Genomic DNA, 20,270 nt, shown 5'->3' on the forward strand with positions numbered 1-20,270 from the left:
GGTGACGTTCCGTCAGCCGGAGTGACCGGCCGGGCCCGGTGGCGGCCGGTCAGGACTACGATCGATCAATGACGGAGATGACTCAGCGAGAGACGGCACAGCCCCTGACCACACACCGGACCGCGGCCGAGACCGCCGACCTGGCAGCCAGGTTCCCCGCGCTGCACGCACCGCAGCGATGGGAGTGGGGCGGCATCGACGCCCAGTTCTCGGTGCAGCTGCCGGCCGACGAGCTGATCACCAACATCCACCTGGTGGGCTTCGTCGAGGGCCGGGTGGTGCTGTGCCGGGACACCCGCGGCCACTGGTTCCTCCCGGGCGGTACCCGGGAGGCCGAGGAGAGCGTGGAGTCCTGCCTGGAGCGGGAGTTGCGCGAGGAGGCGGGCGCGAGCCTGGCCGGCCCGCCCACCTGGATCGGCGCCCACCGCGCCGTCGCCGACGGGCCCGTCCCCTACCGCCCCTGGCAGCCCCACCCGGTCAAGGCCTGGCTCTGGGGCTGGGCCGAGGTCGTCCTCGACTCGGCCCCCACCAACCCCGCCGACGGCGAGCAGGTCGTCGAGGTCCGCCCCGTGACCCCCGCCGAGGCCCAGCACCTCCTCACCCACCATCGCGAACCCTGGTGGGCCGAACTCGTCGCCCTGGCGGTGGAGTCGCACTCCGCCACCTGAGGCGAGTCGCTCAGCGGGTCGGGCGGCGGCGGGCGAGCAGGAGGGCGCCGACCACCAGCGTGGCGGCGACCGCGGCGGCGACGGCCACCACCCAGGTCGGCGTCCCGGCCTTCGCCGGGGCCGGGTCGGCCGCCCGCACCGTGGGGGCGGTGGAGGCGCTCGGCCCCTGCGTGGGCGTGGCGGTGGCGGCCGCCGGGCTGCTCGGCGGGTCGGCGGGCAGCGCGGTGACGTCGAGTTCCGCCTCGCCGCGGCCGAGCGTGGGGAACCCGGACTCGACGACCACCTTCCAGTGTCCGGGCGGCAGTTGGCGGGCGGTGGTGTAGATCCCGGGCGGTCCGGCGACGGCCACCAGCGGCCAGGGGCCGAGGGCGCGCCCGTCCGCGCTGGTGGCGTTCACGGCGCCGGCGACCTTCTCGTCGACCGGGTCGTGGTCGTTCTGCCAGGTGGCGGTCACCGTGAGGTGGCCGTCGACCAGGCTGGTGACGGCGAAGGCGATGGTGTCGCCGTGGGCGCCGGCCGGCTGTCCCGCGCCGAGCACGGTGAGGCCCGCGAGGGCGGTGGTGGTGAGGGCGGTGGCGAGGCTGCGCAGGCGCACGTCGGGGAGCTCCTGATCGTTCGTGAGGTCATCGCGGAGAGCGGACGGGGCGGGACGGGAGCGCGCGCTCCCGCCCCGCCGGTGGTGCCGGGCCGTCAGGACGCGGCCTGGACGCTCCAGTTCTGGTACGCCTGCCCGTTGGGCTGCTGCAGCTCCAGCAGCCAGCCGCCGTAGTACCAGCGCTTGCTGGTGCCGAGGACGAGGGTGGAGTCCTTGGCGGTCAGCGCGTAGCAGTGGTCCGCGGCGCCGATCCGCCACTTCTGGGCGTCGGCGGCCGAGCACGGCTGCTGCGCCACGTACTGGCCGGCGACCGCGGCGCCGCCGAGTTGGAGGCACTTGTCGGACTTGACCGAGCGGATCCGGACGTAGCCGTCGCCCGCGTCGTCGAACAGCCACTGCTGGTTGGCGTAGCCGGTCCGCTGGTAGCCGATCAGCACGGCGCCGTCGCGGGTGGAGCCGCCCCACATGTCGGCGGCCTGTCCGGTGAGGTTGTTGATGACCAGGTAGCGGGTGCCGGGGGTGGTCGGGGCGGGTCCGGCGGCCTTCAGGCTGCGGAAGGCGGTGGCCGGGCCGGGCTTGCCGACCTTGCCGCCGGCGTCCTGGACGGCGACGGCGACCTTGTACGCGGTGTCCGGCTTCAGGTTGACCAGGCGGACGACGGTGGAGGTGACGACGGCCAGCGAGCGGCCGTTGACCTGGACGTCGTAGCCGCGGGCTCCGGCGACCGCCGGCCAGCTGAGCAGCGCGGAGACGGCGGTGGTCTGACCGACCGTCACCTTGGGCGCGGTGGTCGGGCCGGTCGGGCTCGGCGCCGGGCTGGTGGGGCCGTCCGTCGCGGAGTGCGTCGGGCTCGGGGTGGTCGTGCTCGGGCTGGGCGAGGCCGACTTGGTCGGCGTCGGGGTCGGGGTGGGAGTCGGGGTCGGCGTCGGGTTGGTGCCGCCGTTCGCGAACAGGAAGCGGTTGTTGGCGATGTTCCAGTGCGTGGCCAGGTAGCTGCCCGGCTGCGGGTCGGTGTTGAAGTAGTCGTCGTGGTTGCAGTCGAGGCGCTCGTCCTCGGCCCGGTTGGGGCAGAGGGTCTGCATCTTCGGGTAGTACGGCGAGTCGGAGTAGCACATGATGTCCCACTCGTCGACGCAGTGGCCGCCCTTGCTGGTGTGCGGGGCGCTGTTGTTGACGGCGCCGAGGTTGTGGCCGAGCTCGTGGGCGGCGGTGGAGCCGCTCCAGCAGCCGCTGTCGGTGCGGCCGTAGGACGGGCCGAAGTTCGACTGGTTGTCCTGGCCCGGGCGCTCGTCGCCCGCGAAGGTGCCTATGCCGCAGTACACGTCCGCGTCCGCGAAGATCATGTACTTGCGGTCCTGGCGGTTGAAGCCCTGCCCGGCGAGCGCCTTGTTGGAGGCGCCGAACTCCTGCATCGCCGCGGCGGGCAGCTCGACGTCCAGCACCGCCGCCGAGCAGTCGGCCTCGGTGACGAACCGGATGTGCCGGACGCCGCCGGTCTCCTGGGCGCTGGCGTTGTAGATGACGTCGGTGTCCGCCGCCCACTTCTTGAAGGAGGCGAGGTACTGCCCGAACCGGTCCTTGCCCGGGGCGTGCACGTACAGCACCTGCACGCGGTTGCCGGTGGTGCCGTCGCCGTCGCAGACCACCTTGGAGCCGTCGGCCGCGGCCGGCGCCGCGGCGGCGGGGGTTCCGGTGCCCGCGGTGGGCCCGGCCAGCGACTGGCCGGTCTGCAGGTCGAGGACGGGCGGCGCGTCGGCCAGCAGGTCCGCGGCGGCGGGCGCGTCGCCGCCGGTCGGCACCAGGTCGGCGGGCTTCTGCTCCCCGGTGACGGCCGGCGGGGTGTCCTTGTGCACGTCCACGCCGGGCGGTGGGGCGTCCGGTCCGTGGGTGCACTGCCCTTCGCTGTCGGCCTTGAAGACGCCGACGCAGCGGTCGCCGCTGGCAGCCGGGACGAGGCCGCCGTAGACCAGTCCGCGTGCCGGGTCGTCCTTGGGGACGGAGGTGACCGGGACGGGCGTGTCGTGGTGCAGCGGGGCGGTGGCCGAGGTCGGCTCCACCTCCTGCACCACCGCGGCGTCCGCCGAGGTGTGCAGGTCCCGGCCGCCCTCCACCACGGTGCCGATGGTGAGGGCGCCGGCGATCAGTCCCGCGGTGAGGGCGGTCGCGGTGAACAGTCGTCCGCGGGGGCTGCGACGGCGGTGCGATGGGATCTTGCGCGACATGGGTCTCCTTGTCGGCCGACGAGGGATGTGGTGAGTGCCGACACATGGGAGATCCCTGGAACCACAGGGGATAACAGAAATCGCACGGAAATTCTGAAACTGTTCGGATCCGCCGCCGCGGGGCGGGTGTTCAGCGCCCGGGAGCGTCCGCCGGACGGCCGAAGCGGACCGGCACGCCGGGCGAGTACAGCACGCTCACCGGCGGCCCGTCCGGCGCCGGGAGCCCGGCCGCGGCCACCAACTCGTCCTCGAAGTCGAGGAGTTCCGCCCGGTGCAGCGGCCAGCGCGGATGGGTGTTGGGCAGGTACAGCGTCCGCCCGTACGCGGCGACGTGCAGGCCCCAACGGGCCGTCAGGAAGTGTTCGAGTCCGGTCGGCCGCTCGATCCGCGCACCGACGCGGACCGTGATCCGACTGCGCGCCCCGCGCGGTCCGGGCCAGCGGCGGCGGCTGGTGTAGCTGATGGTCGCGCCCTCGCGGCGGATCGCCATCCCGGCCCACGTGTAGGGCAGCCGGAAGGCGCTGCGGGCCACCGCGACCGGCAGGAGCCTGGAGGCCTCCAGCGAGCGGAACACCACGCCGCGCCGCCCGTGCCGGTCGACCGAGTAGAGCCGGACGTTGGTCTCCGGGAAGGTGCCGAGGTAGGGGATGCCCGGCAGCCGCAGCCATCCCACCCGGTGCATCCGGAACGCCACCAGGCCGACGTAGCTGAGCCCGTCGTGGGTGTCGGGCACGGTCCCGGCCGGCAGCAGCGGCGCGACGTCCGCGGGGTCGACGGCCCAGTGCAGGAAGGACAGGTCGAGCCAGGACTGGGTGAGCAGCGTGTCCGGCACCGCGCGCACCGGGTCGGGCGTGATCGGCTCCGCGGGAACAGGGACCAGGGCCATGCCGCCAGGGTCCCACGCCGGACCGGCCCGGGCCGACCGATCGCGGTCGGCCCGGGCGGCAACTCGGCTGCCGGGGGCGCTACTTGGTCAGGCCGGCCCGGCGCAGCGCGTCGGCCATGGCGCTGTTGGCGGGCGCGGGGGCCTGGGCGCGGTCGTTGCCGCGGCGGTCCTGGCGGGGCGGCCGGGAGTCGCGCTGGTTGCCGCCCCGACCGGCGTCACGGCCCTCCCCACGGCCGCCGTCGCGGCCACCGTCGCGACCCCCGTCCCGTCCGCCGTCGCGGCGGCCGGGCCCGGCGCCCGGAGTGGTGTCGTCGTCGAGGCGCAGGGTGAGGCCGATCCGCTTGCGCGGGACGTCGACGGCGGTGACCTTGGCGCGGACGATGTCGCCGGGCTTGACCACCTCGCGCGGGTCCTTGACGAAGTTCCTGGACAGCGCGGAGACGTGCACCAGGCCGTCCTGGTGGACGCCGATGTCGACGAAGGCGCCGAACGCGGCGACGTTGGTGACCACGCCCTCCAGGATCATGCCCACCTCGAGGTCGGCGATCTTCTCGACGCCGTCCTTGAAGGTGGCGGTCTGGAAGGCGGGGCGCGGGTCGCGGCCGGGTTTGTCGAGCTCGCCGAGGATGTCGGTGACGGTCGGCACGCCGAAGGTGTCGTCGGCGAAGTCGGCGGCCCGCAGCGAGCGGAGCACCGCGCCGTTGCCGATCAGGGCGCGCAGGTCGCCGCCGGTGGCGGTGAGGATGCGGCGCACCACGGGGTAGGCCTCGGGGTGGACCGCGGAGGCGTCCAGCGGGTCGTCGCCGTCGGGGATGCGCAGGAAGCCGGCGCACTGCTCGAACGCCTTCGGGCCGAGCCGGGCGACGTCCTTGAGCGCCTTGCGGGTGCGGAACGGCCCGTTGGCGTCGCGGTGGGCGACGATGTTGTCGGCGAGCGTGCCGGTGATGCCGGAGACCCGGGTGAGCAGCGGGGCGGAGGCGGTGTTGACGTCCACGCCGACCGCGTTGACGCAGTCCTCGACCACGGCGTCCAGGGAGCGCGAGAGCTTCAGCTCGCTCAGGTCGTGCTGGTACTGGCCGACGCCGATCGACTTGGGGTCGATCTTGACCAGCTCGGCCAGCGGGTCCTGCAGGCGGCGGGCGATGGAGACGGCGCCGCGGATCGAGACGTCCAGTCCGGGCAGCTCCTGGGCCGCGAAGGCGGAGGCGGAGTACACCGACGCGCCGGCCTCACTGACCATCACCTTGGTCAGCCCCAGCTCGGGGTGACGCTTGATCAGGTCGACGGCGAGCTTGTCGGTCTCCCGGGAGGCGGTGCCGTTGCCGATCGCGACCAGGTCCACGCCGTGCTTCGCGGCGAGCACCGCGAGGGTGTGCACGGCCGCGTCCCACTTGTTGGCGGGCTGGTGCGGGTAGACGGTCTCGTGGGCGAGCACCTTGCCGGTGGCGTCGACGACGGCGACCTTGACGCCGGTGCGGAAGCCCGGGTCGAGGCCCATGGTGGCGCGGGTGCCGGCCGGGGCGGCGAGCAGCAGGTCGCGCAGGTTGGCGGCGAACACCCGCACCGCCTCGTCCTCGGCCGCGCCGCGCAGCCGGGTGCGCAGGTCGATGCCGAGCCGGACCAGGACGCGGGTGCGCCAGGCCCAGCGGACGGTGTCGGTGAGCCACTTGTCGGCGGGGCGGCCGCGGTCGGCGATGCCGAAGCGGGCGGCGATCCGCTGCTCGTAGTCGCTCGCGCCGGGCAGGTCGGCCTCCTGGTCGCCGTCGTACGGCGAGAGTTCGAGGTCGAGCACCTCCTCCTTCTCGCCGCGCAGCATCGCCAGGATGCGGTGCGAGGGGAGCCTGGTGAACGGCTCGGCGAAGTCGAAGTAGTCGGCGAACTTGGCGCCGTCCTGCTCCTTGCCGTCGCGGACGGTGGCGACCAGGCGGCCGCGGGTCCACATCCGCTCGCGCAGCGAGCCGACCAGGTCGGCGTCCTCGCCGAAGCGCTCGACCAGGATGGCGCGGGCGCCGTCCAGGGCGGCGGGGGCGTCGGCGACCTGCTCGTTCAGGAAGGTCGCGGCGAGCGCGGCCGGGTCCTGGCCCGGGTCGGCGAGCAGGGTGTCGGCGAGCGGCTCCAGGCCGGCCTCGCGGGCGATCTGCGCCTTGGTGCGGCGCTTCGGCTTGTAGGGGAGGTAGATGTCCTCCAGCCGGGCCTTGGAGTCGGCGGCGAGGATCTGGGCGCGCAGCGCGTCGTCCAGCTTGCCCTGCGCCGCGATCGACTCCAGCACCGCGGCGCGGCGCTCCTCCAGCTCGCGCAGGTAGCGCAGCCGCTCCTCCAGGGTGCGCAGCTGGGTGTCGTCGAGGGCGCCGGTGACCTCCTTGCGGTACCGGGCGATGAAGGGGACGGTCGAGCCGCCGTCGAGCAGCTCGACGGCCGCCTTCACCTGGCCTTCGCGGACGCCCAGCTCCTCGGCGATCTTGCGTTCGACGGGCATGGTCACGATGCCGGTCACCCTTTCCTGACTCGCTTGCGCACCCTCACCCGCATGCGCACTGTCGCCGTGCATTCTGGCAGGTCCGGCCGACGGAATCCGGCGGGCCGGGTGGACCGCCCTGGCGTGGCGCGTTCCGGGGACGCGCGGGGACACGCGCCGCCGCCGGGATCAACCCGCCCCATTCGTCTGATATGAGAGAGATCGCATGGTCACTCGGCAGAGTTGGAGGACGCGGTGGCGCAGGCCCCGATCCAGGTCACCACCCCGCCGGCCGCGCCGTACCGCTGGAACCGCCCCGCCAGCTGGCCCCGCGAGGTGCTCACCCTCGGCGCCTACTGGCTGGCCAGCCGGATGCTGATGATCGGACTGCTCCGCTCCGGCAAGGCCGAACCCGCCATCGAGGTGCACCGGATCTACCACGGCTGGTACCAGGTGCTGCGCACCGGCACCTTCCCGGTCGACGACGTGACCTGGCAGTACCCGCCCGGCGCGGCGCTGCCGATGCTCGCTCCCGGCGCACTGCCGTTCCTGACGTACCTTCAGGCCTTCGTGCTGCTGATGCTGCTCACCGACGCCGCGGCGCAGGCCCTGCTGCTGGCGGTCGCGCTGCGCTCCGGGCGGGCCCGGCCCGGGCGCTCCACCGCGGGCGCCTGGCTGTGGGCGCTCGCCCTGCCGCTGCTGCTCGGCCTGCCGTTCGGCCGCTACGACCTGCCGGTCACGGCCTTGGCGATGGCCGCGCTCCTGCTGCTGCCCGCCCGGCCCCGGCTGGCCGGCGCGCTCGCCGGGATCGGCGCCCTGGTCAAGGTCTGGCCCGCGCTGACCGTGCTCGGCACCCCGCGCGGCCGCACCACCCGCCAGGCCTGGACCGCCACCGCGCTCTCCGCCCTCGCCCTGCTGCTGGTGCTCGCCGCGCTCTTCGCGCACACCTTCGACTTCCTGCACGCCCAGCGCGGCCGCGGCGTGGAGATCGAGTCGCTCGGCGGCAGCGCCCTGCAGGTCGCCCGGCTGTACGGCTGGCCCGGCGAGGTGGAGCAGCACTACGGCTCGCTGGAGTTCCTCGGCCCGCACGTCCACCGGGTCTCCCAGCTCTCGCTGCTGCTCACCGCCGCCGCGTTCGGCTGGCTGCTGCTGTGGCGGCTGCGCGCCCGCCGCTGGACCTCCGCCACCCCGTACGACGCCGCGCTCAGCGCCGTCCTGCTGTTCACCGTCACCAGCCGGGTGATCTCCCCGCAGTACCTGATCTGGCTGATCGGGCTGGCCGCGGTCTGCCTGACCGTCCGGGAGAGCTGCCAGCGGCCGATCGCGCTGCTGCTGCTCCCGGCGATCGGCATCACCACCATCGACTACCCGCTGTTCTTCGACGCGATGCAGGTCGGCGGCTGGCGGCCGACCGTCGTCATCCTGGCCCGCAACGGGCTGCTGCTGACCGCCGGCGCCTGGTCCGCCGCCCGGCTGTGGCGGGCCACCGTCTCCCCCGCCGCCGAGCCCCACCCGGCCGCCAGCCCCGCGCGGCCCGATCCGGTGCAGGCCGCCTGACGCCCCGTCGGCGCGCCGGCCGTACACTCCCACGCATGGCCGACACCCCGCTGGACCGGCTCGCCGCCGGCAAGTACCTGCTGATCACCAGTTACAAGAAGGACGGCACCGGCGTGCCGACTCCGGTCTGGATGGTCCGCGACGGCGACACCCTCGGGGTGTGGACCGTCGCCGACTCCTGGAAGGTCAAGCGGATCCGCCGCAACAGCGCGGTCCTGGTCGGCCCGTGCGACCTGCGCGGCAACCCAACCGGCGAGCCCGTCCCGGCCACCGCCGTGCTCGCCGACCCGGAGACCACCGCCCGCTACCGCACGCTGCTCGGCCGCAAGTACGGCCTGATCGGCCGCCTCACGGTGTACGGCAGCAAGCTGCGCCGCGGCGCGTCCGGCACGGTCGGGATCACCATCACGCCGTCCTGACGGGCCGTCAGGCCTCGAAAGGCAGCAGCTCGGGGCGCTTGGCCGGGCGGCCGTCGCCGGAGGAGCGGCCGCGCAGGCGGCGGCCGATCCACGGGCCGAGGTGGGCGCCCAGCCAGCGGACGTCCTCGCGCAGCTTCTGCCCGCGGCCGCGGGTGTCCGGCTCGGCCAGCGGCGCCCGCCAGTCCTCGCCGGACGGGCGGCCGAGCGCCTCCAGCACCGCCAGCGCGACCCGCCGGTGGCCCTCCGGCGAGAGGTGCAGCCGGTCCTCCGCCCACAGCCGGCGGTCGTCGAAGACCGGCGCCGAGAACAGGTCGACCAGCACCACCCGGCCCGGGTTCTGCTCCACCAGCCGCTGCACGAAGCCCTTCATCCGCAGGATCGCGGGCAGCAGCCGGGAGCTCCCGGCGAGCCGCCGGGTCGGGTCGGTCGAGGTGAACATCACCACCGTGCGGCCGTCCGCGACCAGCAGTTCGGCGCACTCGCCGAGCCGCAGCTCGACCTCGTCCACGTCGCACCCCGGCCGCAGCACGTCGTTCAGCCCGCCGGCCAGCGTCACCAGGTCGGCGTCCATCGCCGCCGCCAGGTCCACCTGCTCGGCCCGGATCTGGCCGATCAGCTTCCCGCGCACCGCCAGGTTGGCGTAGCGGAACCCGTCCCCCTCGGCGGCGAGCGCCTCGGCGACCCGGTCCGCCCAGCCGCGGAACTGCCCGTCGGGCAGCACGTCGTCGCACATGCCCTCGGTGAACGAGTCCCCCACCGCCACCATCGCCCGGTACTGCCGCACACCGCCTCCTGGGTTGTTCATGCTTCAACCCTACCGAGCGGTTCGCGGCTCACTCCGCCGTGCTCCGGGGGCGCGGGACCACCTCCAGCCCCACCAGGCCGTTGACCATCATCGACTGGACGCGGGTGGGCTCCTGCCCGGGGTCGGCGAGCGCGAGCTCGGGCAGCCGCGCGAACAGCGTGGTCAGCGCGATCTGCGCCTCCAGCCGGGCGAGGTGCGCGCCGAGGCAGAAGTGCGGGCCGAAGCCGAAGGCGAGGTGCGCCTTGTCCGCCCGGGTCGGGTCGAACGCGTCCGGGCGGTCCGGGTGGACCAGCGGGTCCCGCCCGGCGGCGGCGAAACCGATGATGATCGGATCGCCCTTGGGGATGACGACGCCCTCACCGAGGTCGATGTCCTCGACCGCGTACCGCAGCGGGAGGTGCATCACCGGGCCCTCGACCCGCAGCGTCTCCTCGATCACGTCCGTCCAGCCGACGGTGCCCGCGCGCAGCCGGTCGAGGTGCTCGGGGTGGGTGAGCAGGGCGTGGACGGCGCTGGTGATCAGGTTGACGGCGGTCTCGTACCCCGCGCCGATCATCGCGAACATGGTGCCGATCAGCTCCGGCTCGGACATCGGCTGCTCGCCGGGGCCGGCCGACAGCAGCAGGTCGCCGGTCAGGTCGGCCGCCGGGTGGGCCCGCTTGTGGGCGATGAACTCGCTGAGCCGGTCGTGGAGTTCGGCCTGCGCGGCGAGCATCTCCGGCGGGGCGAGGGTGGAGTCGAGCAGGGTGTCGATCGCGTGGCCGATCGCCGCGCGCAGGTACTCGGGCACCCCGAACAGGTCGCAGATGACCGTCATGGTGAGCGGCAGCGACAGGGCCTGCCGCAGGTCGACGCGCTCCCCCGGCGGCAGCGCGCCGATCGCCTCGACCAGGCGGTCCGCCGTCGCCTGGACCTGCGGGCGCATCGCCTCCACCCGGCGCGGCGAGAAGGCCGGGGCGATCCGGCCCCGCGCCCGGTGGTGCTCGGCGCCGTGGGTGTTGGCGAAACTGTCCTGGAAGGCCACCGGGCCCAGCGCCCAGCCCTCCGGGACGTCGGCCACTCCCGGCCAGTGCCGGCGGAAGTCGCGGGAGACCCGGGGGTCGCCGGTCAGCGCCTGGATGACGGCGTGCCGGGTCACCGACCAGGCGTGGACGGACCCGGGGAGCTCGACCAGCACCGCCGGCCCCCGGGCGCGCAGCACGGCGGCCTCGGCGTGCATCGCGCTGCCCGACGGATCGAGGACGGGACATCTCGGAACGGACGAGGACGACATGGCGATGCTCCCCCCACCTGAGGTCCGCACGGGGCGGCTCCCACCGGCCGGCTCCGCCTGGTGACGCAGCGGCTACACAGTGCAGTCACATGGTGGGGCCGGCCGCCCGCCGCCGGGAAGGGATGCGCCGAGTTTGGCCCGATTCCGCTGCCTCAGACATGAGTTGACGCTCCGTCAGGCTCCGGTGAGGGTCACCGCCGCCTCGGCCGTGTGCAGCTGGAAGGTCAGCGACTCCTGGAGGTAGAGCCGGACGGTGGCCTCGTCGTGCGACAGGTAGCCGATCGACAGGTCCTCGCCCAGGTGCAGCTCGAAGTCGCCGCCGCGGGCGGAGAGCAGCACCGCGCCCTCGATGGCGGGGGCCCAGATGATCTCGCCGTCGAGCAGCCGGGCCAGGTGGTTGTGGACGGGGTAGCCGTGGTCGGAGGTCTCGTTGACGGCGGTGTAGGCGTCCGCGCCGAGCAGCAGCGAGTAGGGGCCGCCGACGCCGGCCAGCCGCAGCACGGTCAGGGCGCGGCTGACCGCGTTGGGGTAGTCGCGGATGTCCTCCGGCAGCGCGACCGGGGTGTTGCTGGCGCCGTCGCGGATGCCGGTGATCCCGGCGGCGGCGTAGCCGTTGAAGATCGCCCGGTCCTCGGCCAGCGCGATGGCGCGGGCGGCGTCCTTGACCGGGTCCCAGTCGGAGTCCTTCGAGCCGCGCTCCACGTCGTCGACGGCCGCCCGGGTGACCTCGAACGGCACCCGCAGCTCGACCAGCGGCCGGCACTCCCGGGCCCGGGCGCGCACGCCTTCGCCGGGCGGGGTGATGTCGCTGAGGTGGCCGGTGCCGATCGCGGCGAGTTCCGGGCCGTCCGGCCCGAGCAGGTCGACGACCCGGCGGCCGGCCAGGTGCAGCTTGAAGGTCCGCCGGGCCTCCTCCTCGATCTCGGCCCAGGCGGCGGCGGAGACGGGCGCCAGCTCGCGGTGCAGGTTGTTCACGGTGCGGTGCTCCTCTTCAGGCTGCCGATGCGGAGACTGCCGTCCCCGGCGGCCGGCGTGGACGGGGTGTCGGCGGCAGCGCGGGGCGCGGCGAGGCCGGGGGCGGGCGGCGGGTCGTTCAGGAAGTCCGCGCTGGGCACGTGGAAGAAGGTGCCGGTGACGGCGGTGGAGAAGTCCAGCAGCCGGTCGTGGGCGGCGGGTCCGCGGCCGAGGAACATGTTGCGGAGCATCTGCTCGGTCACCCACGGGTCGCGGGCGTAGCCGATGAAGTAGGTGCCGCACTCGCCGCCGTCGGTGAACGAGCCGAACGGCATGTTGAGCCGCCAGATGTCGCGGTCCTCGCCGTCCGGGCCGGTGACGGTGTTCAGCGCGACGTGCGAGTCGGCGGGCTTGGCGGCGTCGTCGAGTTCGACGTTGTCGAGCTTGGTGCGGCCGATGACCAGCTCCTGGCGCTCGGTGCCGAGCCCGTGCCAACCGGCCATGTCGTGCAGGTACTTCTGCACGATGACGTAGCTGCCGCCGGCGAACTCCGGGTCCTCGTCGCCGATCAGCACCGCGTCGGCGGCGTCCTGGCCGACCGGGTTCTCGGTGCCGTCGACGAAGCCGATCAGGTCGCGGCAGTCGAAGTACCGGAAGCCGTGCGTCTCGTCGGCCACGGTGACCGCGTCGCCGAGCCGGCGGCTGATCAGGGCGGCCAGCTCGAAGCACAGGTCCATCCGCTCGGCCCGGATGTGCACCAGCAGGTCACCGGGGGTGGCGGGGGCCAGGTGGCGGGGGCCGGCCAGCTCCCGGAAGGGGTGCAGCCCGGCGGGGCGGGGCCCGGCGAACAGCCGGTCCCAGGCGTCCGAGCCGATGCCGAGCACCAGGCTGAGCCGGTCGAGCGGGGCGCGGGTGCTCACCGATCGGGCCAGGCCGCCGAGTTCGGGCAGCAGCGCGCGGACGGCCGGCTCGCCGCCCGGCTCGACGGCCAGCACCAGGAACACGGCGGCCCCGGTCAGCGTGGAGAGGACCGGTTGGGGCTGCGGCATGGCGGATGCTCCCAGGACTGCCGGGGACGAACGGGTCGACGCCCGCAGACCATATCCGGCAAAAGATCCGACAGACCGTCATACCGCCCGTACCGGGCGTGTCAGGTCGCGGCGGCGGGCAGGCCCTCCAGTCCGGCGCGGACGGCGGCGGCGCCGGCCTCGTCGCCCACCTTGCCGTACAGCGCGCCGGCCTCGTCCCAGAGTCCGGCGGCGTCGCTCCAGCGGTGCTGGGCGGCGCGTACCCGGGCCAGGTCGTGCAGCGCGTTCGCCGCCTCCCGCAGGGCCCCGGCGCTGCGGTAGACCGCGAGGGCCTGCTCCAGGAGTTCGGCCGCGGCGGTGAGGTCGCCGGTGCGCAGGCGGACCCGGGCGAGGTGGTGGCGGGCGATCGTGGGCCCGTTGCGTTCGCCGAGCTGCCGGTAGACGTCCAGGGCGCGCTGGAGCTGGTCCGCCGCGGCGTGGTCGTCGCCGGCCAGGTGGTGCAGGCGGCCGAGTTCGCTGCGCGCGTTCGCCTCGCCGAGGCGGTGGCCGAGCCTGCGGTAGACGGCGAGGGCCTGTTCCAGCAGGGTCGCGGCTGCGGGCAGGTCGTCGGCGGCCTGCTGGATGCGCCCCAGGTCCCACAGCACGTTGGCCTCGCCGAGCGGCTCGTCCAGCGCGCGGTAGCCGGCCAGCGCCTGCCGGCACAGCTCGGCCGCCCCGGCGTAGTCCTGGGCCATCTGCCGGACCCGGCCCAGGCCCCACAGGGCGCCCGCTGCGACGAACGGGTTGTCGGTCTCGCGGGCCCGGGCGAGGGCCTGCTCGTGGTAGGCGGCGGACCTGTCGTGGTTCTGCGCCATGTGCGCGACGCGCCCCAACTGCCAGAGCGCGACGGCCTCGCCGAAGCCGTCGCCGAGCCGCCGGTGGATCTCCAGCGCCTGCCGGTGCAGCTCGTGCGCGCCCGACTGGTCGCCCGCCACCAGCAGTTGGCGGCCCAGCTCGCCGAGGGCGTCGGCCTCCGCGGCGGTGTCGCCCAGCTCCCGCGCGGCGGCGACCGCGGCGCGGTGCAGCTCGACGGCCGGCGCCCAGCGCCCGTCCTGGTCGAGCAGCGCGGCGAGGCAGCGGCTGAGCACGATCGCCCGCGCCGGGTGGCGCCGGGCGACGGCGAGCAGGGTGTCCTGTTCCGCGCGCAACCACCGCACGGCGGACTCCCGGTCGGGGAAGTCGCGCTGCCGGGCGGACGGCGGGCAGCCGGGGGAAGCACCGGGGCGGACCCAGCGGGCGATCCGCGCGTTGGCCAGGTGGGCGGTGAACTGATAGTAGTCGAGCATCCGTTCTAGGGCGGCGGCGCGCTCCCGCTCGGCCGCCGGGTCGTCGCCGGGAGTCCGGGCGTGCAGGCGGACCAGGTCGTGGAAGCGGTAGCGGCCCGGCGTGTGCTGGGTGAGCAGGTGGTGGTCGAGCAGCGCGTCCAGCAGATCCTCGGCGACCCAGCGGCCGGTCCCGAGCAGGCAGGCGGCGGCCTCCGCGTCGACATCGGGACCGGGAGCGAGGCCGAGCGCGCGGAACAGCCGCCGCTCGGCGGCGGGCAGCGCCGCGCAGGAAGCGTCGAAGACCGCCGCGAGGTCCCGCTCTCCGTCCCGGATCCCCTCCAGCCGACCGGTCTCGTCGCGCAGCTGCGCCACCACGTCCTCCAGCCAGAGGCTCTGACGGTGCCTCAGCCGGGCCGCGGTGATCCGCACCGCCAGCGGCACCCGGCCGCACAGGTCGACGAGTTCGGCCACGCCGGGGTGCCCCTCGGGGACCCGGCCGGGCCCTGCGGTGCGGTGGAACAGGTCGGCCGCCTCCGGTGCGGAGAGCAGGTCCAGGCCGACGGGGTAGACGTCGTCCAGCGCGGTCAGCCGCCGCCGGCTGGTCACCAGCACCAGGCAGCCGGGGCCGCCGGGCAGCAGCGGGCGCACCTGGTCGCTGCCGGCAGCGTTGTCGAGCAGGATGAGCGTGCGGGTGCCGGCGAGGCGGGAGCGGAGCAGGGCGGCCCGCTGGTCGGTGTCGCGCGGGATCGACTGCGGGGCGGTGCCCAGCGCGCGCAGCAGGCGGTCCAACGCCTCGGCGGCGGTGAGCGGTTCGCCGCCCGGGGTGTGGCCGTGCAGGTCGAGGAAGAGCCGCCCACTGGGGAACAGCTCGCGCACCCGGTGGGCGGCGTGCACGGCCAGCGCGGTCTTGCCGATCCCGGCCATGCCGTCGACCGCGCACACCACGCTGGTGGTCGCGTCCGGGTCGACGGCCTCCCGGGCCAGCGCCAGCAGCCGGTCGAGCTCGGCCGAGCGGCCGGTGAACGTCCGCGTGTCGGACGGGAGTTGGTCGATCGGCTGGAGATCCGGCAGCGGCGGCTCGGTGCGCGCTCGCGGCACCGCCGGCGTCCCCGGGGCGGGCTCGGCCGGGGCGAGCCGGACAGTGGCGGGCGAGGCGGGCGAGGGCGAGGCCGGCGCGGGCACCTCGTCGCGCAGCACCGCCTGCTCCAGGCCGAGCAGCCGTGGCCCGGGCTCCAGTCCGTAGTCCTCGACCAGACGGGCGCGGGTGCGGCGGATCACCTCCAGCGCGTCGGTCTGCCGTCCGCTGCGGTACAGGGCGAGGGCGAGCCGCTCGGCGATGCCCTCGGCGTGCGGGTGGGCGCCGAGCTGGGCGGTGAGTTCGGGGATCAGCACCTGATGCCGGGAGCGGTCCAACTCCAGGTCGGCGAGCAGTTCGTGGGCCGCCCGCCGCTCCTCGTCCAGCCGGACCCGGGACGCCGCGGCGTACGGCGCGTCGACCCCGGCCAGTGCCTCGCCCTGCCAGAGGTCCAGCGCCGCGCGCAGCAGCGGCACCGGGTCCGGCTCGCCGCCGCGTGCCGCGGCCTGCCGGGCGTGGGCCACCGCGGCCGAGAAGCGGGTGGCGTCGAGCGACTCGGGCGGGTGGACCAACCGGTAGCCCGCGCCGTCCGCGATCAGCCGGTGCTCCTCGCCGGCCTCGGCGAACGGGAGCTCCTGGCGCAGCCGGGAGACGATGGTGTGCACCTGCTGCCGGACGGTGCGCGGCGGCCGCTCGCCCCACAGGCCGTCGATGAACTGATCGGTGCTCAGGATCCGGTTCTGCTGGAGCAGGAGCAGGCCGAGCGCGGCCCGCAGCCGCGGCCCGGGCAGCGGGACGGGCCGCCGCCGGTGGACGACGGCCGGTGGGCCGAGGACCGTGTACTCCATGCGCAAGCCCCCGGTGAGCGCGAAGATCCGCCGAAGTCGGCAGCTTACGACACTGGGGGGCGGGGCCGGATCAGCGGCCCGCTTCGGCTCCGGAGGCGAGGCGGTCGAGGTCCGCGAGCACCCGCTCGCGGACATGGGTGATCAGCTTGCGCAGATCGACGCAGTACACCGAGGGGTTGCGGAACCCGGTGCCGGCCCGGTACCGGTTCGCGTACTGCCCGCCGCCGCAGACGTCGCGGACCGGGCAGGCCAGGCAGGTTGGGGAGAGCGCGGCCGGGCCGCGCTGCCGGGCGTCCACGTCCGGGTGCAGGCGGGCCTCGTCGAAGCTGTTGCCGAACACGTCGAGGCCGCTCCACGGGGCGTCCGCGAAGCCGGACTCGAGGGCGCCGACCAGGTCGACGGACCCGTGGCTGTCGACGGCGAGCGAGCGGAACACCCCGAGGCCGACCGCCTCGGTGGTGCTCCGCCCGCCCACCGCCAGTGCGATGATGCCGGCGAACAGCCGGACCGTGGTCGGCGCCGGGACGGTGTCGTACCAGCGGTCGAAGACCGGGATCAGCCAGTCCGCGTACGCGGCTCCGCCTTCCTCGCCGGTCCAGCCGGGCGGCTTGGTCTCCCAGTCGCCGAGCGGCAGCAGGAAGTCCAACTGCGGGACCCCGGCCGCCACCAGCGCCTCGTAGGTCTCCAGCGGGTCGTTCGCCAGGTCGATCACGCACAGCAGCTTGCGCAGCCGCGCGGCGGGCGCGTGGGCGCGCAGCGCGGCGGCGGCGCGCATCACCGCGTCGTGGCAGCCCTTGCCGTCGGCGTACTGGCGGTGCCGGTCCGGCCCGGGGCGCGAGCCGTCCAGGCTGACGGTGACGTCGATCTCGTGCCTGTCCAGCACCGCCAGGATGCGCGGGTCCTCGAGCAGGACGCCGTTCGTGGTCATCGAGAACCGCACGGCGATGCCCTCGGGGACGGCCAGGCGCAGCATGGTGGCCGCGTAGTCGAGTTCGTCCGCCCCGGTCGGCCGGGGCTCGCCGCCCAGGAAGGTGATGGCGACCTCGGACAGTTCGGTGCGGTGCGCGTTCAGGTGCTCGGCGATCCGGAACGCGGTGCGGTCGAGCGTCGGGCGGGCCTGCATCTCGACGGCGAACCGCGTGAACGGCAGCGGGCGCCGGTCGGGATCGGCCGGGGCCTCGTCGACCACGGCCGGCCCGGGCCGTTCGAAGGCCGTCACCGACGTGTCCAGCAGGGGTTCGATCACGGGGGTTCTCCTTGCTCCTCGCGGTGCCGCGACCAACCCCCCGGCCGGTCGCGGCACCGTCGACGTCAGGACCTCACACGCGCGGGGGACACCGCGCTCCTGACGTCATTGCGAGGCGGCCGAGGGCTCCTGAGCGGTGACCCGGTCCAGCGCCGGCGCGTTGGACGGGTCCTGCTTGCAGGTGGCCGGTCGGCCGCCGTGACCAAGACTCGTCGGCGGCCCTCCTCACGTCCTACTCAGCCACTACTCGGGGGCGCCGACGGTGTACCAGTGCTCGCGGACGGCGTCGGTGGGCCGCGGCTCGCCGAGCTCGGGGCCGCCCCAGACGGCGAGGGCCGCGATGACGGGGCGCAGTTCGACGCCGCGGTCGGTGAGTGCGTAGACGGTGGCGTTGGCGGGGCGCTCCAGGCGGCGGCGCTCCACCAGCCCCTCGCCCTCCAGCTGCTTGAGGCGGGTGGCGAGGATGTCGGTGGAGACGCCGGGCAGGTCCGCGTGCAGGTCGGTGTAGCGGCGCGGCCCGTCGAGGAGTTCACGGACGATCAGGAGGCTCCAGCGCTCCCCCACCGCGTCCAGGGCGCGGGCGACGGCGCAGTACTGGTCGTAGCTTCGGCGTGGCATGGCGTCAGCATAGCCAATAGGTTGGACTTTCCAAGTGAGTACTTGGTAGAACAAAGCACGCCAGCCGCAGGGGTGTGGTGACGGGTCGGGAGGCCGCTGATGGAGTTTCGCCAGTCCAGCAAGCTGAAGGACGTGTGCTACGAGATCCGTGGCCCGGTCGTCGACACCGCCAACGCCCTGGAGGAGGCCGGCCACAGCGTGCTCCGGCTGAACACCGGCAACCCGGCGCCGTTCGGCTTCGAGGCGCCCGAGGAGATCATCCAGGACATCATCCGCAACCTGCCGAACGCGCACGGCTACAGCGACTCCCGCGGCATCCTGCCGGCCCGCCGCGCCGTCGTGCAGTACTACCAGCAGCGCGGCGTCGCCGGGGTGACGGTCGATGACGTCTACATGGGCAACGGCGTCTCCGAGCTGATCCAGATGGCCGTGCAGGCGCTGGTGGACGACGGCGACGAGGTGCTCGTCCCGATGCCGGACTACCCGCTGTGGACGGCCGTGGTGCGCTTCGCCGGCGGCAAGGCGGTGCACTACCGGTGCGACGAGCAGGCCGACTGGTACCCCGACCTGGACGACATCGCCGCCAAGATCACCGACCGCACCAAGGCCATCGTGGTGATCAACCCCAACAACCCGACCGGCGCGGTCTACCCGAAGGAACTCCTGGCGGGCATCCTCGACCTGGCGCGCCGTCACCACCTGCTGGTGTTCGCCGACGAGATCTACGACAAGATCCTCTACGACGGCACCGAGCACCACTGCCTCGCCGCACTCGCCGAGGACGTCCTCACCCTCACCTTCAACGGCCTGTCCAAGGCCTACCGGGTGGCCGGCTTCCGCAGCGGCTGGCTGGTGGTCTCCGGCCCCCGGCAGCACGCCAAGGACTACCTGGAGGGCCTCACCATGCTGGCCGGCATGCGGCTGTGCCCCAACGTCCCGGCCCAGTTCGCCGTCCAGGCCGCGCTCGGCGGCTACCAGTCCATCAACGACCTGGTGCTGCCGAACGGCCGGCTCACCGAACAGCGCGACGTCGCCTGGCGGGCCCTCAACGAGATCCCCGGCGTCTCCTGCGTCAAGCCCAAGGGCGCGCTCTACGCCTTCGCCAGGCTCGACCCGGCCGTGCACCGGATCGTCGACGACGAGCGCTTCGTCCTCGACCTGCTGCTCCGGGAGAAGATCCACATCGTCCAGGGCACCGGCTTCAACTGGCCGGAGCCCGACCACTTCCGCTTCGTCACCCTCCCCCGGGCCGACGACCTGGAGACCGCCATCAACCGGATCGGCCGCTTCCTGGCCACCTACCGCCAGTAGCCACGCCCGCCGGACCCGACACGAACGCCCGCCCCCGCACCGGGAGTTACCGTTCGGTCGGGTCCTGAGCGGTTGCCGATCGGTAACGAACCCATCACCCGGCCTCCACGGCTTGCACACCATCGGAAGGATGGCTTCTCGTCCCCGCACCTTCGACGAGAGCCGTCATGACCCGCATACTCCGCCTCCGCCGGGCGTCCGCCGCCGGCGCGTTCCTGGCCGCGCTGCTGTTCGCCACCGCCTGCGAGCCGACCGACGCGGCACCCGCCGCGCCGCACTCCAGCAGCGCCCCCGCCGCCGTCAGCAGCAGCGCCGCCGCGCCCACGCCGACGCCTTCGCCGACCCCCACCCCGACGCCCCCGGCCACCACCCCCGCCGCCGCGCCGCCCACCACCGAGGCGCCGACCACCCCCGCGGCGGCCGCACCGGCCACTACCAGGCCCGCCGCGCCCCGCACCACCACGGCCGCCCCCCAGCCGCCCGCGACGCCGACCCACACCGAGGCGGCGGCCGGCTGCCACCCGCTCTCCAACGCGGGCAACTGCTACAAGGCGGGCCAGTACTGCCGGGCCACCGACCACAACGTGGAGGGCACCGACGCCTCCGGACGGGCCATCAGGTGCCTGGACGACAGCGGCTGGCGCTGGAAGTACGTCTGACGGCCGGTCAGCGCCGCGGGCCGTACATGATGACGCCGACGCCGGCCAGGCAGATCAGCGCGCCGAGCACGTCGGAGCGGGTGGGGCGGAACCCGTCGAGGAGGACGCCCCACAGCAGCGAGCCCGCCACGAAGACGCCGCCGTACGCGGCCAGGACCCGGCCGAAGTTCGCGTCCGGCTGGAAGGCGGCGGTGAACCCGTAGGCGCCGAGCGCGAGGACGCCGAGACCGGCCAGCCACCACGGGCGGGACTCCCGGACGCTCTGCCAGACCAGCCAGCAGCCGCCGATCTCCAGCAGCGCGGCCAGCACGAACAGCAGGATCGAACGGACGGTGCTCACCCGCGGC

General features: G+C 74.4%; 17 protein-coding genes. 5 read left to right on the forward strand and 12 right to left on the reverse strand.

Features of this window, described 5'->3' with window-relative positions; all coding sequences use genetic code 11:
- Nucleotides 1–68 precede the first annotated feature (68 nt).
- A complete protein-coding gene (locus AB0K51_RS11795) occupies nt 69–668 on the forward strand; it encodes an NUDIX hydrolase (RefSeq protein ID WP_363453241.1) in 600 nt (199 codons plus the stop codon).
- Nucleotides 669–678: 10 nt separating this feature from the next.
- Here the strand turns inward: AB0K51_RS11795 and AB0K51_RS11800 are convergent, their stop codons facing one another.
- From AB0K51_RS11800 to AB0K51_RS11815, 4 genes are all read right to left on the reverse strand, one after another.
- Nucleotides 679–1,263 (reverse strand): hypothetical protein, encoded by a 585-nt coding sequence (locus AB0K51_RS11800; RefSeq protein WP_363453243.1) that lies wholly within the window; start codon nt 1,261–1,263, stop codon nt 679–681.
- 95 nt (nt 1,264–1,358) lie between these two features.
- Complete coding sequence (locus AB0K51_RS11805; protein ID WP_363453245.1) at nt 1,359–3,485, reverse strand: RICIN domain-containing protein; 2,127 nt, start codon at nt 3,483–3,485, stop codon at nt 1,359–1,361.
- A 130-nt stretch (nt 3,486–3,615) separates the two neighbouring features.
- Nucleotides 3,616–4,371, reverse strand: coding sequence for a DUF2071 domain-containing protein (locus tag AB0K51_RS11810; RefSeq protein ID WP_363453247.1), 756 nt, complete (start codon nt 4,369–4,371; stop codon nt 3,616–3,618).
- Nucleotides 4,372–4,450: 79 nt separating this feature from the next.
- Entirely contained in the window at nt 4,451–6,847 is a 2,397-nt protein-coding gene (locus tag AB0K51_RS11815) for a Tex family protein (protein ID WP_363453351.1), read from the reverse strand.
- A gap of 234 nt (nt 6,848–7,081) precedes the next feature.
- Between AB0K51_RS11815 and AB0K51_RS11820 the strand changes: the two genes are divergently transcribed.
- Together AB0K51_RS11820 and AB0K51_RS11825 are read left to right on the forward strand one after the other, a co-directional pair.
- Nucleotides 7,082–8,383, forward strand: a complete 1,302-nt coding sequence (locus AB0K51_RS11820; RefSeq protein WP_363453249.1) for a glycosyltransferase 87 family protein — start codon at nt 7,082–7,084, stop codon at nt 8,381–8,383.
- Between the two features lie 35 nt (nt 8,384–8,418).
- Complete coding sequence (locus AB0K51_RS11825; RefSeq protein WP_363453251.1) at nt 8,419–8,802, forward strand: PPOX class F420-dependent oxidoreductase; 384 nt, start codon at nt 8,419–8,421, stop codon at nt 8,800–8,802.
- Nucleotides 8,803–8,809: 7 nt separating this feature from the next.
- Here the strand turns inward: AB0K51_RS11825 and AB0K51_RS11830 are convergent, their stop codons facing one another.
- The 7 genes from AB0K51_RS11830 to AB0K51_RS11860 all read right to left on the reverse strand — a co-directional run bounded on the left by AB0K51_RS11830 (nt 8,810) and on the right by AB0K51_RS11860 (nt 17,953).
- Nucleotides 8,810–9,607, reverse strand: a complete 798-nt coding sequence (locus AB0K51_RS11830) for an SGNH/GDSL hydrolase family protein (protein WP_363453253.1) — start codon at nt 9,605–9,607, stop codon at nt 8,810–8,812.
- A gap of 28 nt (nt 9,608–9,635) precedes the next feature.
- Nucleotides 9,636–10,880, reverse strand: a complete 1,245-nt coding sequence (locus tag AB0K51_RS11835) for a cytochrome P450 (protein ID WP_363453255.1) — start codon at nt 10,878–10,880, stop codon at nt 9,636–9,638.
- A 174-nt stretch (nt 10,881–11,054) separates the two neighbouring features.
- On the reverse strand, nt 11,055–11,855 hold the full coding sequence (locus AB0K51_RS11840; protein WP_363453257.1) for a family 1 encapsulin nanocompartment shell protein: 801 nt from the start codon (nt 11,853–11,855) through the stop codon (nt 11,055–11,057).
- Nucleotides 11,852–12,883 carry a Dyp-type peroxidase gene (locus tag AB0K51_RS11845; protein ID WP_363453259.1) on the reverse strand — a complete coding sequence of 344 codons (1,032 nt, stop codon included), beginning with the start codon at nt 12,881–12,883 and terminating at the stop codon, nt 11,852–11,854. Before AB0K51_RS11845 ends, AB0K51_RS11840 begins: the two co-directional genes overlap by 4 nt.
- A gap of 101 nt (nt 12,884–12,984) precedes the next feature.
- Nucleotides 12,985–16,089 (reverse strand): tetratricopeptide repeat protein, encoded by a 3,105-nt coding sequence (locus AB0K51_RS11850; protein WP_363453261.1) that lies wholly within the window; start codon nt 16,087–16,089, stop codon nt 12,985–12,987.
- A gap of 70 nt (nt 16,090–16,159) precedes the next feature.
- A complete protein-coding gene (locus tag AB0K51_RS11855) occupies nt 16,160–17,335 on the reverse strand; it encodes a hypothetical protein (protein ID WP_363453263.1) in 1,176 nt (391 codons plus the stop codon).
- A 243-nt stretch (nt 17,336–17,578) separates the two neighbouring features.
- Complete coding sequence (locus tag AB0K51_RS11860) at nt 17,579–17,953, reverse strand: helix-turn-helix domain-containing protein (RefSeq protein ID WP_363453265.1); 375 nt, start codon at nt 17,951–17,953, stop codon at nt 17,579–17,581.
- Between the two features lie 99 nt (nt 17,954–18,052).
- Between AB0K51_RS11860 and AB0K51_RS11865 the strand changes: the two genes are divergently transcribed.
- Nucleotides 18,053–19,264, forward strand: a complete 1,212-nt coding sequence (locus AB0K51_RS11865) for a pyridoxal phosphate-dependent aminotransferase (protein WP_363453267.1) — start codon at nt 18,053–18,055, stop codon at nt 19,262–19,264.
- 167 nt (nt 19,265–19,431) lie between these two features.
- The gene (locus tag AB0K51_RS11870) at nt 19,432–19,923 is read left to right on the forward strand and encodes a hypothetical protein (protein ID WP_363453269.1); all 492 of its coding nucleotides are present in this window, start codon (nt 19,432–19,434) and stop codon (nt 19,921–19,923) included.
- 7 nt (nt 19,924–19,930) lie between these two features.
- On the opposite strand, the gene AB0K51_RS11875 is transcribed toward AB0K51_RS11870, so the two are convergent.
- A complete protein-coding gene (locus AB0K51_RS11875; protein ID WP_363453271.1) occupies nt 19,931–20,263 on the reverse strand; it encodes a YnfA family protein in 333 nt (110 codons plus the stop codon).
- Between the last annotated feature and the right edge of the window lie 7 nt (nt 20,264–20,270).

Source organism: Kitasatospora sp. NPDC049285 (assembly GCF_040678815.1).
Lineage (GTDB): Bacteria > Actinomycetota > Actinomycetes > Streptomycetales > Streptomycetaceae > Kitasatospora.

Coding starts and splice junctions, on each gene's coding strand:
- AB0K51_RS11830 (WP_363453253.1), bottom strand. CDS start 9,607: ATGAACAACCCAGGAGGCGGTGTGCGGCAGTACCGGGCGATGGTGGCG.
- AB0K51_RS11825 (WP_363453251.1), top strand. CDS start 8,419: ATGGCCGACACCCCGCTGGACCGGCTCGCCGCCGGCAAGTACCTGCTG.
- AB0K51_RS11865 (WP_363453267.1), top strand. CDS start 18,053: ATGGAGTTTCGCCAGTCCAGCAAGCTGAAGGACGTGTGCTACGAGATC.
- AB0K51_RS11845 (WP_363453259.1), bottom strand. CDS start 12,883: ATGCCGCAGCCCCAACCGGTCCTCTCCACGCTGACCGGGGCCGCCGTG.
- AB0K51_RS11850 (WP_363453261.1), bottom strand. CDS start 16,089: ATGGAGTACACGGTCCTCGGCCCACCGGCCGTCGTCCACCGGCGGCGG.
- AB0K51_RS11870 (WP_363453269.1), top strand. CDS start 19,432: ATGACCCGCATACTCCGCCTCCGCCGGGCGTCCGCCGCCGGCGCGTTC.
- AB0K51_RS11810 (WP_363453247.1), bottom strand. CDS start 4,371: ATGGCCCTGGTCCCTGTTCCCGCGGAGCCGATCACGCCCGACCCGGTG.
- AB0K51_RS11860 (WP_363453265.1), bottom strand. CDS start 17,953: ATGCCACGCCGAAGCTACGACCAGTACTGCGCCGTCGCCCGCGCCCTG.
- AB0K51_RS11805 (WP_363453245.1), bottom strand. CDS start 3,485: ATGTCGCGCAAGATCCCATCGCACCGCCGTCGCAGCCCCCGCGGACGA.
- AB0K51_RS11795 (WP_363453241.1), top strand. CDS start 69: ATGACGGAGATGACTCAGCGAGAGACGGCACAGCCCCTGACCACACAC.
- AB0K51_RS11835 (WP_363453255.1), bottom strand. CDS start 10,880: ATGTCGTCCTCGTCCGTTCCGAGATGTCCCGTCCTCGATCCGTCGGGC.
- AB0K51_RS11815 (WP_363453351.1), bottom strand. CDS start 6,847: ATGCCCGTCGAACGCAAGATCGCCGAGGAGCTGGGCGTCCGCGAAGGC.